This window comes from Moorena sp. SIO3A2 (assembly GCF_010672265.1).
GTDB classification, from domain to species: Bacteria; Cyanobacteriota; Cyanobacteriia; order Cyanobacteriales; family Coleofasciculaceae; genus Moorena; species Moorena producens.
In genome coordinates, this window is the sequence record NZ_JAAHHC010000042.1 from 1 (window position 1) to 14,180 (window position 14,180).

At 40.8% G+C, this 14,180-nt stretch carries 14 protein-coding genes and 2 pseudogenes; 8 read left to right on the forward strand and 8 right to left on the reverse strand.

Going from position 1 to position 14,180, the window contains the following annotated elements; genetic code table 11:
- The first annotated feature begins 127 nt into the window (after positions 1–127).
- The 3 genes and pseudogenes from F6K64_RS29800 (at position 128) to F6K64_RS29810 (ending at position 1,411) form a co-directional block, all read left to right on the forward strand.
- Complete coding sequence (locus F6K64_RS29800; protein ID WP_287267258.1) at positions 128–268, forward strand: hypothetical protein; 141 nt, start codon at positions 128–130, stop codon at positions 266–268.
- Positions 269–310: 42 nt separating this feature from the next.
- Positions 311–640: pseudogene (locus F6K64_RS29805) on the forward strand (tyrosine-type recombinase/integrase); the annotation flags it as partial.
- A gap of 576 nt (positions 641–1,216) precedes the next feature.
- On the forward strand, positions 1,217–1,411 hold the full coding sequence (locus tag F6K64_RS29810; protein WP_287267260.1) for a hypothetical protein: 195 nt from the start codon (positions 1,217–1,219) through the stop codon (positions 1,409–1,411).
- A gap of 259 nt (positions 1,412–1,670) precedes the next feature.
- Here the strand turns inward: F6K64_RS29810 and F6K64_RS29815 are convergent, their stop codons facing one another.
- The 3 genes from F6K64_RS29815 to F6K64_RS29825 form a co-directional block, all read right to left on the reverse strand.
- Positions 1,671–2,174: a hypothetical protein gene (locus F6K64_RS29815; protein ID WP_287267263.1), complete on the reverse strand. Its 504-nt coding sequence runs from the start codon at positions 2,172–2,174 to the stop codon at positions 1,671–1,673.
- Positions 2,175–2,262: 88 nt separating this feature from the next.
- Positions 2,263–2,928 carry a hypothetical protein gene (locus F6K64_RS29820; protein WP_287255000.1) on the reverse strand — a complete coding sequence of 222 codons (666 nt, stop codon included), beginning with the start codon at positions 2,926–2,928 and terminating at the stop codon, positions 2,263–2,265.
- A gap of 351 nt (positions 2,929–3,279) precedes the next feature.
- Complete coding sequence (locus F6K64_RS29825) at positions 3,280–3,405, reverse strand: hypothetical protein (protein WP_287255003.1); 126 nt, start codon at positions 3,403–3,405, stop codon at positions 3,280–3,282.
- Positions 3,406–3,810: 405 nt separating this feature from the next.
- Here F6K64_RS29825 and F6K64_RS29830 point away from each other — a divergent pair, with 405 nt between their 5' ends.
- On the forward strand, positions 3,811–4,263 hold the full coding sequence (locus F6K64_RS29830; RefSeq protein ID WP_287267265.1) for a hypothetical protein: 453 nt from the start codon (positions 3,811–3,813) through the stop codon (positions 4,261–4,263).
- 257 nt (positions 4,264–4,520) lie between these two features.
- On the opposite strand, the gene F6K64_RS29835 is transcribed toward F6K64_RS29830, so the two are convergent.
- The gene (locus F6K64_RS29835; RefSeq protein ID WP_287251475.1) at positions 4,521–5,369 is read right to left on the reverse strand and encodes a hypothetical protein; all 849 of its coding nucleotides are present in this window, start codon (positions 5,367–5,369) and stop codon (positions 4,521–4,523) included.
- Between the two features lie 117 nt (positions 5,370–5,486).
- On the opposite strand from F6K64_RS29835, the pseudogene F6K64_RS29840 reads away from it, so the two are divergent.
- Positions 5,487–5,881 (forward strand): annotated as a pseudogene (locus tag F6K64_RS29840) (tyrosine-type recombinase/integrase); the annotation flags it as partial.
- A 380-nt stretch (positions 5,882–6,261) separates the two neighbouring features.
- On the opposite strand, the gene F6K64_RS29845 reads toward F6K64_RS29840, so the two are convergent.
- Positions 6,262–6,666, reverse strand: a complete 405-nt coding sequence (locus tag F6K64_RS29845) for a CU044_2847 family protein (protein ID WP_287267266.1) — start codon at positions 6,664–6,666, stop codon at positions 6,262–6,264.
- Between the two features lie 91 nt (positions 6,667–6,757).
- On the opposite strand from F6K64_RS29845, the gene F6K64_RS29850 reads away from it, so the two are divergent.
- Both F6K64_RS29850 and F6K64_RS29855 read left to right on the forward strand, forming a co-directional pair.
- A complete protein-coding gene (locus F6K64_RS29850) occupies positions 6,758–9,118 on the forward strand; it encodes an nSTAND1 domain-containing NTPase (protein ID WP_287267268.1) in 2,361 nt (786 codons plus the stop codon).
- 132 nt (positions 9,119–9,250) lie between these two features.
- Positions 9,251–10,798: a WD40 domain-containing protein gene (locus F6K64_RS29855; RefSeq protein WP_287267271.1), complete on the forward strand. Its 1,548-nt coding sequence runs from the start codon at positions 9,251–9,253 to the stop codon at positions 10,796–10,798.
- Positions 10,799–11,058: 260 nt separating this feature from the next.
- On the opposite strand, the gene F6K64_RS29860 is transcribed toward F6K64_RS29855, so the two are convergent.
- From F6K64_RS29860 to F6K64_RS29870, 3 genes are all read right to left on the reverse strand, one after another.
- Entirely contained in the window at positions 11,059–12,150 is a 1,092-nt protein-coding gene (locus F6K64_RS29860) for an ISAs1 family transposase (RefSeq protein WP_287267273.1), read from the reverse strand.
- Between the two features lie 328 nt (positions 12,151–12,478).
- On the reverse strand, positions 12,479–12,865 hold the full coding sequence (locus tag F6K64_RS29865; RefSeq protein WP_287267276.1) for a type II toxin-antitoxin system VapC family toxin: 387 nt from the start codon (positions 12,863–12,865) through the stop codon (positions 12,479–12,481).
- A 2-nt stretch (positions 12,866–12,867) separates the two neighbouring features.
- Positions 12,868–13,134, reverse strand: a complete 267-nt coding sequence (locus F6K64_RS29870) for a DUF2281 domain-containing protein (protein WP_287267279.1) — start codon at positions 13,132–13,134, stop codon at positions 12,868–12,870.
- 504 nt (positions 13,135–13,638) lie between these two features.
- Between F6K64_RS29870 and F6K64_RS29875 the strand changes: the two genes are divergently transcribed.
- Positions 13,639–14,178 carry a TRAP transporter small permease subunit gene (locus tag F6K64_RS29875; protein WP_287267282.1) on the forward strand — a complete coding sequence of 180 codons (540 nt, stop codon included), beginning with the start codon at positions 13,639–13,641 and terminating at the stop codon, positions 14,176–14,178.
- Positions 14,179–14,180: the final 2 nt, after the last annotated feature.

Here is a 14,180-nt window from a genome sequence, read left to right on the forward strand (position 1 = left end):
AGACAAGATGGGTGGTAGGCTTGACTCCAATTGCTGTTTGACCACCCCTCACTCAAGCAACAATAAATTGCACCTTGACCCGTGGTACCGGGTTTACCCCGATTAATCACGGTTTAAGAGTATCCCAATGAGTGTAACCCTCACTAACACATCACTATCTCTGACCACAGCTTTGCCATTGACTGGGCATCCGGCACGGGTTTATTTGAGTATTTTGAGTCCTGGGTCGCAGCCAACAATGAGGCAAGCTTTGGATGCGATCGCATAAGCGCGGAAGCTTTGCTTCATCGCGAAGCGTCGGCTCTGCCGAATCGCGTTTGTAAATGATTGGTTGGACACGAGAGGTCACCAACCAGGGGCGTTGTTGTGCCCAATCCGCAAAGGGGGGCAGATACAGTACAGAAAAATGACCCCCCAGGCCGTATTGTTGATTTTGCAGAAGCGGGCTAAACAGGCTGGGGTGGAATCCTTTAGTCCCCATGATTTTCGCAGGACCTTCTGCTCTGATTTGCTTGATGCTGGGATTGATATCGTGACGGTACAGAAGTTAGCTGGCCATGCTTCTCCTGTGACTACGGCTAAGTACGACCGGCGGGGGGAGGAGGTTAAGCGTAGGGCGGTTCAGAAGTTGGGGTTTTAGGAGGCAGGGGGCATTCACACAGCAGGTTTAAATTAACTCCTCAACCAGACAACCGAAAATACCCAGGCGACGGGATTCTCCTTAGGAGACGCTACGCGAACGCCTTATGCTGGTCGGGTTAGACGGGTGAAGATTCTCTCACAGACAGACCGGGTGATCACTGCTGAGATTACTCTTGATCTTAGGGGCGATCGTTAATTCTAGGGCAAAAGCATGTTTGTGGTAGTGCTGTCTTTGCTCAATAAGTTGAAAATGATCGGACTATGACACAGCCTTATTCAATAGTCCGATATTAGCTGTTAGGTTTAATATTATGTTCGTCTGCAATCCAGTATAATTTACTTGATATAAATTTTTGATGAAGTTTAATTAAACTTTAATTAAAGTTTAATTAAAGTTTTAGGAAAATCAAAAAGCGCAACATATAACTATCAATTGAATCGGTTAATATTTAAAGCGAACTATGGCACAGCCTTATTCATGGTTCGATATTAGTGATTAAGTTTAATATTATGTTCGTCTTAACGATATTAAGCTTAATCTCCTTCAACCCATCACAATCAAGGAGATCATATAATGACAAAGTCTCTTCAGACTATGGGGCATTTCTGTGTTCCTATAGCTCTTGCTGTTGTCGCTACTTGCACTACGAGTAGTGGTGTCCAACAGAGCATCAAAGCTATTGTCCCATGGCTTCAGGTAGCAGCCTTTAGCACTACTACTGTTAATCAGGGATTACAGGCTGCTAAACAATTGCGTCGCTCTAAGTAGAGTTTGATGCTGTAGATGATTAGTACTAGTTGCTGATTATCGGTATACTTTGTCCCCCTAACTCCCCAATTTTGTGGTGCGACCCGTGGCGAATTTAATTTGCCGATGGGAAGCGGACCAGGGTAGGAATAAAACTCTAAAAGTCCCCCGAGTGAGGGATTGCTCGGGGGACTAAGGGGGCTTTTTTGAAAATCAGGCGCGCTACTACGCTGGAACTGTTTATTGTTTAGAACCTTCTATTTCCTCTTTATTATTACTATTAAGTAGAATCACCTCCAAACCCTTGAAATATTATAGCTAATCCGATTACAAAAGCAGATGCAATAGTACCACCAATTTTTGACCAAGTATTGTTAGTATTAGCATTAATTTCTTTTAGAGTTTCGTTATAGTCTTTGGAAATTTGAAAAATTAATTCTGCTATTTTTATTCTTCCTTCGTCAGATTGAATATTAGATGCTAAATCCTTTAAGGTTTTTACCGTGTGGTTAATATGATCAATTTTATCAAGTGCTTCCTGATTTACATCACCTACTTTTTCCACTAAGCTCGGGAATGTGTGAACTAACTCAGTCATGGATTCAATAAATTTAGTAGAAAATTTAGGTGAATCTTTTGCAAGAGCTTTTATGTGTTTTTCCTCAATTTCACCTTCTTCTATAAGATTTAAAATTTTTTGACTTTCTTCTAAAGATAATTCTTCAGAATTTGTCAAATTTGCTTTTTCCTTGACTTCTGCAACAAGAGAGTTGTTATTTTCCATTTTACTATTATCCTGTAACATCAACATCTATACCAAACAGCTTCAACAAACAAATAACTGGTACAAAAGCAATAATAAACGCTACCTTTTAAATAAAAAATATTATTGCAATAATTATTGCTAAAGGTATCCTCATCCGCCTTATTAGTAATACAATTATATTTACTTTTAACCAGTATTTGTTCTGTTCTTCTAATCTTTTATTTACCATTAAATTGCTACTATATCTAAAAACTTTATTTGAAAATTTGATAAGATTGCTTACTTTTTGTTCATCTATTTTCATAGTCATGCTTTGGAAATCTTTAATTATTTTTTCTAAGTTTGCAAAAGAAATTAAAAATTTATAATTTCCATGATTTCTAGTGTATATATCCAAACCTCTAGTCATCATACTTTTGAATCGCTTCATCAATTGTATATCCCATAAGAATATATCGATTTTACCGTGAAGACGATTTTTAGTACTATTAATCAAATTAATAGAATTTTCTGTTGATAAGAATATATCGGATTTCTCTTCTCTAGCTTTAAAGACTATTCGATAATTTGTTAAATAAAATTTGCCTCGAATCAATAATATTTGATTTTTTCTTCCTCTACCTGTAAGTATTCTAGCCCACAATGGGTTGAAGCTTGGTAATGGTTTACTTATGTGGTATTCTTCCGTATCAATATATATGGCAGAATCATGACTGCTAATTATTTCTTCATTATCAAGTAATTCTTCATCAAGTAATTTTTCTGTAATCATGATTTAGTTGTGTTTCTATAATCAGTTTGCAACTTTTCGTATTTTCAGCTAATCGATACTCTAAATTAGACGGTAATGCTACAAAAGTAGTAGTTTTAGTCCCCTTTTGACCAGACAGCAGCTGGAGTGTGACATGCAAGCTGCTAATAGCTGATTTTTAAGTATCTATATAGTTATCCGGGTAACCACCAACAATTACGCAAAAAATTTCTGGGGAGGTGACATGCAAGTTCAGGTGCAGCTGCGATTCTCCTACAAAGACGCTACGCGATCGCGTACTCAAGCCCATCTCTACATCCCCTGGATTATCCGATCCATGCCCGGCTCATCCCGTTGGTAACGTCTTAGTCATTATCGGGTAGTGGTTCTTCTGTTGTTGAAGGTTGAAGGTTGTTGAAGGTTGAAGGTTGTTGAAGGTTGAAGGTTGAAGGTTGAAGGTTGAAGGTTGTTTAAGGTTGAACGTGATTGCGTGGCCAATAGGCCAAGGTTGAATTCACTTCTGCCTTCTGTCCTCTGCCTTGTTTTCTCCAAAGTATAGCGGTTTTTAGCCTAATGAGGTACAGATAATTTTTGGCCTGTTCCCTCTTTTCTCTTCCCTATTCCCTACTCCCTGCTCCCTGCTCCCTGCTTCTTCTAAAGCAAAATACTATGTCTTAAACTATCCTTAGTTTGCTATTAGCTAAACTTGTTACAAAACTAACACTTTAGTTGTCAATAATTATTACAAATTTCGTAAATTATCCAATTTTTTTTGATTTTTTACTTGACAACAACCATAGACACTATTTATAATATAAACATGGCGAAAAGAGCCGCGCTTCTTGGTTGACTCCCCTCAAGCGCGGCTCTCTACCAAACCACAGTTTAGGTAACTCTATCATAATGGCAAAAAAGCGATTTATTCATCATCCCATCGATTATCACGAAGCGATGGAGCGTCTTGAGCAGCTTGGACAACAGAGGGAGCCAAGGCAGGAAAATTTGTATCCCTATCCCATCACGGAGCGATGCAGCGCGGTCTTGGGGGTTTCCCCCATGAGCGACTGCATCAAGAAGCGAGAGCAAATACTAATCCGACTGTATAGTTACTACCAATTGGGTATGACACCACAACGGTTTTACCAAAAGTGGGACTTAACCCAGGAAGATATAGCTTTGATCTGTTCTTGTTCTGCTCACACTGTTAATGGCTGGTTTAATACTAGTCGTCGCTGTAACCCTCCGACTGCTATTCACTTGCAACCTCTGGCGATTATGGATTTTTTGTTGGAAGATTTTGAGACTATTCCGAAGGAGTTATTTGATCGATTGTGCTTGAAGGAGGAGAGAATGTAGAATTAAGAATGTAGAATTTAGAATGCAGAATGTAGAATTAAGAATGTAGAATTAAGAATGTAGAATGTAGAATGCAGAATGTAGAATTAAGAAGGCAGAAGTCAGAAGTCAGAAGTCAGAAGGCAGAATTCCCAATTCCCAATTCCCAATTCTTTATTACCAATTCCCAATTCTTAATTCTACATTCTAAATTCTTAATTCTACATTCTACATTCTTAATTCTACATTCTTATCTTGATTCAGCAATGCGCAATCACTTAGTAAAGCACTGCACTTGGTCCTTCAGAAATACCAGTCTTGGGTACTTCTTCGTCTCCAACCCATTCAGAACCATCAAACACATTACACCACATCCATCCACTGTCATCTCGCCCTTGATGTAACAGGTAAATTTGGTCATTATATACGACTGCTGATGGTCCAGCAGTTATCCCAGTTTTATGTATCTTGTGATCTCCAGCCCACTCATTGCCATCGAAGATATTACACCAGACCCAACCGTTATCACCTCTGCCCTCGTGAAACACGTATATTTGACCGTTGTAGACTAAGGCATCTGGATCATCGGTTAAACCTGTGCCCCGTACCTCTTTATCTCCAGCCCACTCATTGCCATCAAAAACGTTATACCAGAGCCAGCCACTATCCCCTCGTCCTTGGTGGAACACATAGAGGAGGTCATTGTATACTACTGCTGATGGACTAGACGTAATTCCGGTCTTAGGAACTTCTTGATCTCCAGCCCACTCATTGCCATCAAAAACGTTATACCAGAGCCAACCACTATCTCCTCGTCCTTGGTGGAATACATAGAGAAGGTCATTGTATACTACTGCTGATGGGCCAGCAGTTATACCAGTCTTACCAATTTCTTGATCTCCAGCCCAGTCATTGCCATCAAAAACGTTATACCAGAGCCAACCACTATCTCCCCGTCCTTGGTGGAACACATAGAGAAGGTCATTGTATACTACTGCTGATGGATCTCCTGTCATCCCAGTTTTAGGAACTTGTTGGTCTCCAACCCATTCATTGCCATCAAAAACGTTATACCAGAGCCAGCCACTATCTCCTCGCCCCTGATGAAATACGTAGATGTTGCTCATTGTTAGTTCCCTAATTTGTCTCTAGTTAATCATAGTAATACTACCTAGGGGGGTGACATGTTTTTTGGGTAATAATTTCAGTCTATAAGTTACAAAAAGATACATTCTGTTAGGCTAAAGGGGGGTAAGGATAGGAGGGTTTATTTACCGGAAAGTGCGTTCGCGGAGCGGCTCTGAAGAGCATCGCTTTTGTAAATGATTGGTTGACCACAAGAGGCAATCAACCAGGGGCGCTGTTGTGCCCCATACGCAAAGGGGGGCAGATACAGTACAGAAAAATGACCCCCCAGGCCGTGTTGTTGATTTTGCAGAAACGAGCTAAACAGGCTGGGGTCGAGTCCTTTAGTCCCCATGATTTTCCCAGGACCTTTTGCTCTGATTTGCTTGATGCTGGGATTGATATTGTGACGGTACAAAAGTTAGCTGGCCATGCTTCCCCTGTGACTACCGCTAAGTATGATAGACGGGGTGAGGAGGTTAAGCGTAGGGCGGTGCAGAAGTTGGGATTTTAGGAGGGGGGTTTTTTGCTTGAGTGCTGGATGAATGGAAAATTAGCCGCTAAAGCCTAAAATTCAGCCTGTTACCGCAGTTTTGGGAGAGACAGGAAATTAGCCTTCGCCTAGCTTTTGGAAATTATGATTTGCTTGAAATCCAAGCTGGATGCAGCTATCGTTTTGTTCAATATTATTAGTTGACTAACACGAAATCAGTACGGATATTCAGCATCGATGCGGACTGGATGGGATTGTGTTTATAAATAGCTGACTGTTATTTTAATCCCGCTAACGGTTCTTACCGGAGATTCAAGTTCACATTTTCTTTCCACAGGGACTTAGTAGAATTCTCGTAAGTTGAGCGCTAAATGCTGACATAATTGCTAGATTTGTCTTAACTAAGTCTTATCTTCAACTGGCTTAGGAAGCTCACAATCTACTGTTATCTTAAGATTACTTTTAGCAGTGCCTTTGGTAACATAAGGAATCCCCGCCTCTCCCCCTAATTCAATTCCAAATTCTAAGGTAACTTTTTTAACGTTAGGTATTGGCTTTTTCTTGAAGGCATTTAAACCAATAATAGTGTAAGCCCGGATTGTACCTTCAATGATTTGAGCGTGTTGTATTATTTGCTGTCGTAGCCTTTCAGGAGAACTCATGCCCTTGTCGGTAAGGGCTTCTTCTTCCTCTTCCTCTTCGTCTTGGTTGTCTGGGCTGCTTACCGTAGGAATGTCTAAATCTTCTGTAGCTTCAACATAAATAATTGTGCCATCCTCTAGCTGAATTGGCGTTAATTGTGTCATAGTATAATATTTACTAAACTATTTACCGGCAAGACTGATAACATAATTGTATGCCTCTTAATCACCTATTTATCTAAAAAAGCTGGTTTTTATGAGTCGGAATGCCTTAGTAATAGGAATTAGTACCTACAGCTATGAACGCCTCAATAATTTAACGGCACCTGGGCAGGATGCAGAAGCTGTAGCCCAATTACTAGAGAAGTATGGAGACTTTAAGGTAACGCGACTTCCGGCGGTTAAGGATAAACAGAATAATACCATTCGGGTTGGGAAAAAAACCAAAGTCACTCTGACTCAGTTAGAAGACGCCATAGTACAATTGTTCAAATCAGATGGAAAACCCCCAGATACAGCGCTACTCTATTTTTCTGGGCATGGTTTACGAAAAAGCAAAGGCATACAAGAAGGCTTTTTGGCCACTAGTGATGTTAACCCAGACATGGGTTCTTGGGGTTTATCCTTACAATGGCTGCGACGACTGTTACAAGAAAGTGAAGTAAGGCAGCAGATTATTATTTTAGATTGCTGTTATGCCGGGGAAGTGCTAAATGTAGCAGAAGCAGACCCCGGAGAGCGGGGTAAAGGCAGAGACCGGTGTTTCATTGCTGCTTCTCGTGCCTTTGAACTCGCCTATGAAGACATTGGTAGTAATCATAGTGTTCTCACCTCTGCACTGATCCTAGGATTGGAACCAAGCCAAGAGCGATGGGTAACTAACTATACCTTAGTTGATTTACTAACTCAACAACGGAATGCTTTTCCCCAGCGTCCTATTTTTAGTAATTCTGGTGAACCGATTAATCTGACTCGCAGGTGGACAGCAGCAACAAAACAGTTAGCTGCCTCAGCAAAAAGTATCTGTCCTTATAAGGGTTTAGCTTATTTTGACTGTACGGAAGAAGATGCCAGGTATTTCTACGGTCGTACTGCCTTAACAGACCAATTGTTGGAAAAGGTGCGTGTTGGTAGTTTTCTCGCTGTTTTGGGAGCGTCTGGTAGTGGGAAATCTAGTGTAGTTAGAGCAGGATTATTGTATCAGTTACAACTGGGACGGAGGTTATCGGGTAGTGAAAGTTGGCAGATAAAAATCCTTCAGCCCGGTGAACACCCCCTCAATTCCTTAGCACTAACCTTTGTAGATTCTGGGTTATCTGATATCGAACGGGCGAATCAATTAGCTCAAGCCGAGGATTTGACCAAAAAAGGTTCTGAAGGGTTGAGACAATTAATAGCTGTGACCAATACCCAGCGGGTGATACTGGTAGTTGATCAGTTTGAAGAAGCCTTTACCTTGTGTCAGGATAGCTCAGAAAGGCAGCAGTTTTTTGAATGCTTATTAGGAGCTTTACCTAAAACCGGGGATAAACTCTGCTTGGTATTGACGATGCGAGCAGACTTTTTTGGTAAATGTCTTGAACAGGACTATAGCGGATTGGCACAGCAGATTCAAGAACATGGGATTGCTGTAATGCCCATGTCACCAGAGGAGTTAAAACAGGCAATTGTAGAACCAGCCAAACAGGTAGATTTGGAGATAGAGCCAGAACTGGTGAAAGAAATACTGGCAGATGTAGCGGATGCGCCAGGGTATTTGCCATTACTGCAATATACCCTGACACGACTGTGGGAAGAAAGCACTGATAACTGTTTGCGGCTCAACACCTATGTGAAATTGGGTGGTGTAATGGGTACTTTGCGTCAACGGGCGACTGAGGTGTATGAACTATTTTCTGAAGAAGAACAAGCAGCAGTTAAGCATATTTTTCTAGCACTGACTCAGTTGGGGGAAGGTACAGAAGATACCCGCAGACGAGTATTAAAGCCGAATTTAGTTAATCAGCGCTACAGGGAAGAACTTATTGATACCGTAGTTCAAAAATTGGCAGATGAAAAGCTAGTTGTTACCACTGAAATGGTAGGTAAAGGAGGAGGAGCAAAGACAGTAGCAGTGTTGGATGTAGCTCATGAAGCCTTGATTCGTCATTGGAGTCTGTTGCGGAGTTGGATAAGTGAAAACCGGGATGGGATGAGAATAGCCCGTAAGATTGAGGCAGCAGCTGAAGAGTGGAAAAGGGAAGGTAGGCCAGAAGAAATTGCTTTTTTACTACAGGGAGCAAAATTAAGTAATGCTGAGGATTATCTCGCTAAAGATCTTTATCAGGGTCAACTTAATAGTGAGGCACAAGAACTTATTAAAGTTAGTCAAAAAGTCCGCGAGCGCATACTTAACAAAGAAAAACAACGTCAACAGGAAGAGAAACAACGTCAAAAAAAACTACTAGAGGAGTCTGAAGCTAAACGCCAAGCAGAGGGAAAGGCTCGTCAATTAGCAGAGAAAAATCAGAAGGAACTTAGGATTTGGTTGATATTGGTTACCATAGTTGCAGTTATTGCTGTGATTTTTTGGAGACAAGATCATAAAAAGAAAATTAACGCAGAATTACAAGCATAAACAAGCGATATCAAGGATTATCTATCAGTAAGACTTACCACAGAAAAATTTATCCAAGCTATTGAATTAACCGCTAAAATTACAGATTACCAAAAATCCTTACAAGCAAAGGTAATCTATTTAGAACCAAAGGTGATAAATGAAGTTAATTATAGCTTATTGACAGCTTTAGATAAGGGACGAGAAAGGAATCGTTTACAAGGTCATACAGATAGTGTCTGGACGATCGCTTTTAGTCCAGATGGGAACAAAATTATCACTGGCAGTTGGGACAAGACAGTGCGCTTGTGGGACACAGAATCCGGTCAACTAATCCATCAACTAGAAGGTCATACAGACGAGGTCACTGATATCGCGTTTAGCCCAGATGGCAAACAGATTCTTAGTGGGAGTTCCGACCAAACCTTGCGCTTGTGGGACACAGAATCCGGTCAACTACTCTATACCTTGAAAGGTCATACAGATTCTGTTACTGATATCGCGTTTAACCCAGATGGCAAAAAGATTCTTAGTGGGAGTTCCGACCAAACCTTGCGCTTGTGGGACACAGAATCCGGTCAACTAATCCATACATTTGTTGGTCATACAAAAGAGGTCACTGATATCACTTTTAGCTCAGATGGCAAAACAATTCTCAGTGGCAGTTGGGACAACACAGTGCGCTTGTGGGACACTGATTCCGGTCAACTAATCCATACATTTGTTGGTCATACAAGTTGGGTCACTGATATCGCTTTTAGTCCAGATGGCAAACAGATTCTCAGTGGCAGTAGGGACAAGACAGTGCGCTTGTGGGACACAGAATCCGGTCAACTAATCCATCAACTAGAAAGTCATACAGGTTCTGTCTATGCGATCGCTTTTAGTCCAGATGGCAAACAGATTCTTAGTGGGAGTACCGACAGCACCTTACGGTTGTGGGACACTAATTCCGGTCATTTGCTCCATAACTTTGAAGGTCATATAGATAGTGTCACTGATATCGCTTTTAGCCCAGATGGCAAACAGATTATCAGTGGCAGTGATGACAACACAGTGCGGTTGTGGGACACAGATTCCGGTCAACTAATCCATAAACTAGAAAGTCATACAAGTTCTGTCTATGCGATCGCTTTTAGTCCAGATGGCAAACAGATTATCAGTGGCAGTGGTGACAGAACAGTGCGGTTGTGGGGCAATTACTCTTGGCAAGAGGCTTTAAAAGAGGCATGTGATCAGCTGCAATTTCATCCTGAACTCGCTGCGCCTCACCATAATCAAGATAATAAAAAAGATAATAAAGCAGGAGAAGCCTGTCTCAAGTATGCTGGTTGGGAAGATAAAGCGAAAGCAGACTTTCTGGTAAGACAAGGTAGGGCTTTTATTTCACAACAAGAGCCAAATGTCAAGGCTGGTGTTAAAAAATTTAAAAAAGCACAAAAACTCTATCCTGACATCGACCTCAACCCAGATACAGAGGAAATAGATAAAGACCCAAAAACAGTAGCGTACTTGTTAGCCGCACAAGGAAAGGTAGAACAGGGGAGATCGCTAGCAATACAGGGGAAAATAGAGCAGGCTATTTCTGTCTATCAAGAAGCACAAAAACTCAATTCTGACATCGACCTCAACCCAGATACAGAGGAAATAGATAAAGACCCAAAAACAGTAGCGAAACAGTTATACCAGAACTCGAAATAATCAATTTATAGTCTTTATAAGGCAAGTAACTGGGGTTACCGGGACTTAAAGATTCTTCCAAATTATCATCGAATGAAAATTTTGAATTAAAAATGTAGAATTATATTCTTAATTCAAAAACGATTCTGGTTTGCGATCGCACTTCGCCTGGGAGCATGTCACCTTTGTAATTAGGTAAATAGATCCCCCCTAGCCCCCCTTAAAAAAGGCAGGGCTGTTTCATTTTCATTAAAATAGAAGATAATCGGAGATAATTAATCTTAAGTACAAAAACTGAGGATATACTTCAGATTATGGCTCATTTCGCTGATTGCTGCCTTAATCGAATCAAAGCCATGTGCTCGAAGAAGGGTTAAAACCCAGGTTTTGAGCAAAGATAAGTTTTTTGGAGCAAATCCGGATTTTTGGGGACTAATATCTTCTTCATAAATGACATCTTTTACCCAATGAAGAGAATTTTCAATCAGCCAATGTCCTCTAATTCCATCCATCAAACGACGAGATTGAGGTGATTTTGAACAAAGATAATAACTAATAGTTTTGAAGGGTTCATTACCGCGAGTTCCACTCCGAGAAACTTTAATCACACAACCAGCCCCAATCCATTTGGTATCAAGGTTTTCGGGTGGCTCAAACACTTCGATAATACGATTTGTCTTACGGTTTCTAGTTTTTTCATAATGGGTCACTTTTTGTCGTGGTGTTTGCCGGTTTGATTCCCTTTCTATTTGTTGATATAATTTGGGTTGATTTCTTTTTACTTTAACTAGATAATCATTCCCTGACTCGACGACGGCTGCCAGAGTTTTTTTTTGACAATGAAGAGCATCAAAAGTAAATACGACACCCGTTAAATCTAATAACTCAATTAATTCTCGAACGACGGGAATTTCGCTTTCCTGTTTATTTTCCATCATTTTTACCCCTAATACTAATCTTCTTTGATGGGAAAAAGCCGAAACACAGTTGATAAAGTTTTGTTGCGCCTGATCGTAGTTACTCACGGTATTTTTGAGGCTTTTACCATCCAGGGATATCCATTCATGAGATGGAATTAGACTATATTGTTTACTCCATTGATTAAATACAACTTGGAGTTCTTCGTAATCTAAATTAATCATGACCCTTCTGATTGCTGAATAAGAAGGAACACGAGCACAAGGAATTTGAAGTATACTAATCAATTCTCTGCGGTGGCGTTCTACAAATCTACCCAATTGTCTATAACCCCAATAACCACTCATCATGCCCATAATTATGATTAGAAGCACCAGCCACAGAGGATGACGAAGACCATGAGGACTGCGATGATCAGGTATTTCTTTGAGATAGTCGATTAAGCTTTTCTCCATGATGCATGGCATATAAGGGAAATTAGCCCTGTTTTCCGGCTATTGCTTCACTATACAGCTTTTTACTCTATAATGAAACAGCCCTGCCTTAAAAAAGGGGGGAATTAGATTCAAAAGTCCCCCTTATTAAGGGGGATTTAGGGGGATCTAAATCAGGGATTAACAAAATTGACATGCTCCGCTTCGCATTGGCCTGCTGGTGCGATCGCGATTATTTTCTGACTGGCTTATATCATGTCTTAGCGCAGTATGAAACACATTTTAATTAAGTTAGAAAGGATAAGAATAGTATTTTTAAAGCACGGATAATATGACGATTGGCTGCTTTCTACCATAGCCTCTGGATTGGATAACCATCAAAAACAGAATCTATACTCAACAAAGGAATCTGTTCCACAACAGCTTGAGCGATCAGAAGTCGGTCAAAAGGATCACGATGCTGTAATGGTAAATTTGCTAATGCATAGATATGATCTAACTCAATTGGTAAAAAGTACAAATCATTTGTCTGCTGCTGTCTTTCCAACACCTCAGCCAGCGGAAAGTTAAATGATAGTTTGTTAAGTTGGAGTTTGATTTGCATTTCCCAGACACTAACCAAACTCAAGAACAATTCGTTTTGCCTATCAGCCAGTAAACTTTTAACCTGTTCCGATAACTTTCTTTGACTTACCGTCAACCAGATAAACGTATGAGTATCCAATAGCAGTTTCATTATTAACCTGCCTGAGACTGATCTGACAATGGATCGTTCTCACCGAACCAAAATTCATCAGATAGAGGCTCGTTGAAATCATCACTCATCCATCCTTCTCCTTCCAGCAAGCCGAAAATCCGAGGAGCCTGAGATTGACTTGGTTCAGATTCAACATACTTAAGAGCCAGAAACTCCACAAAATCAAACACCATGCGCTGTTGCTGTGGTGGTAATGCCTGCAAACTTCTCAGGAATTCTTGAGGTAAACCTATCGTCTGGTAATTCATCACTACCCTTTCATCAAACACTTATTATTTTGGGCGTTGCTGAATTGAAGTATGAATGGGCGATTGTTTGGTTTTGGTAAAGCCCCCTAAATCCCCCGAGCGAGCAATCCCTCGCTCGGGGGACTTTTAGAGTTTTGTTCCCCCGCCGGTGCGCTTTCCGTTGGCGAATTAAATTCGCCACGGGTCGCACCGCAAAATTGGGGGGCTAGGGCGTGTTTTCAAAGTTTTCCGCAAGATTATGATCCCCCCCAGCCCCCCTTGAAAAAGGGGGGAGCCATACTCAAATTCCCCCTTTTTTAAGGGGGATTTAGGGGGATCTCCGAGTTTGAAGACACGCCCTAGGGGGGCACAATCATACCCAGAATCACCAACGCCTTATTTTGCTTGGATAGAACTTATCCAATCTTATCTATTCTTGGGCACAATGTCTTGATGCAGCGCAGTCATCGGTAATTGCTATGATAAAATATCTTTCCAATAGCTGGTAAGTGAGGAGGGTGGCTATTGCAACAACTATTACGTATTTCTAGACTAATTGATAGCTTCAACGAGAGAATTGGTCGCTTAACCTACTGGATTTTGCCACTGATGATCATGATTGGTGTGTGGAATGTCGTTGGTCGCTACTTGGGACGTTTTATAGGAGAAAATTTAAGTTCTAATGGGTTTATCGAAACTCAGTGGTACTTATTTGACTTAGTATTCCTGTTGGGGGCGGCTTACACTCTCAAGCATAATGGCCATGTGCGAGTGGATGTTTTTTATAAGAGTTTGAAGCCAAAGGCTCAAGCGATCGCTAATTTAATTGGGACATTATTGTTCTTAATTCCCTTCTGCATCATGGTAATTTATTTTTCTTGGGGGGCAATTGTTAATTCCTGGACGATTCAAGAAATGTCACCAGATCCAGGAGGGTTACCCCGTTACCCAATTAAATCCATGATTATTGTCAGCTTTGGGTTGCTGATTCTTCAAGGAATCTCAGAAGCCATCAAAAACTGGGCAATTTTTGCAGGATATTTGGCACCCCAGGAGGAGGAATAAAA

Coding starts and splice junctions, on each gene's coding strand:
- F6K64_RS29800 (WP_287267258.1), top strand. CDS start 128: ATGAGTGTAACCCTCACTAACACATCACTATCTCTGACCACAGCTTTG.
- F6K64_RS29810 (WP_287267260.1), top strand. CDS start 1,217: ATGACAAAGTCTCTTCAGACTATGGGGCATTTCTGTGTTCCTATAGCT.
- F6K64_RS29815 (WP_287267263.1), bottom strand. CDS start 2,174: ATGGAAAATAACAACTCTCTTGTTGCAGAAGTCAAGGAAAAAGCAAAT.
- F6K64_RS29820 (WP_287255000.1), bottom strand. CDS start 2,928: ATGATTACAGAAAAATTACTTGATGAAGAATTACTTGATAATGAAGAA.
- F6K64_RS29830 (WP_287267265.1), top strand. CDS start 3,811: ATGGCAAAAAAGCGATTTATTCATCATCCCATCGATTATCACGAAGCG.
- F6K64_RS29835 (WP_287251475.1), bottom strand. CDS start 5,369: ATGAGCAACATCTACGTATTTCATCAGGGGCGAGGAGATAGTGGCTGG.
- F6K64_RS29845 (WP_287267266.1), bottom strand. CDS start 6,666: ATGACACAATTAACGCCAATTCAGCTAGAGGATGGCACAATTATTTAT.
- F6K64_RS29850 (WP_287267268.1), top strand. CDS start 6,758: ATGAGTCGGAATGCCTTAGTAATAGGAATTAGTACCTACAGCTATGAA.
- F6K64_RS29860 (WP_287267273.1), bottom strand. CDS start 12,150: ATGGAGAAAAGCTTAATCGACTATCTCAAAGAAATACCTGATCATCGC.
- F6K64_RS29865 (WP_287267276.1), bottom strand. CDS start 12,865: ATGAAACTGCTATTGGATACTCATACGTTTATCTGGTTGACGGTAAGT.
- F6K64_RS29870 (WP_287267279.1), bottom strand. CDS start 13,134: ATGAATTACCAGACGATAGGTTTACCTCAAGAATTCCTGAGAAGTTTG.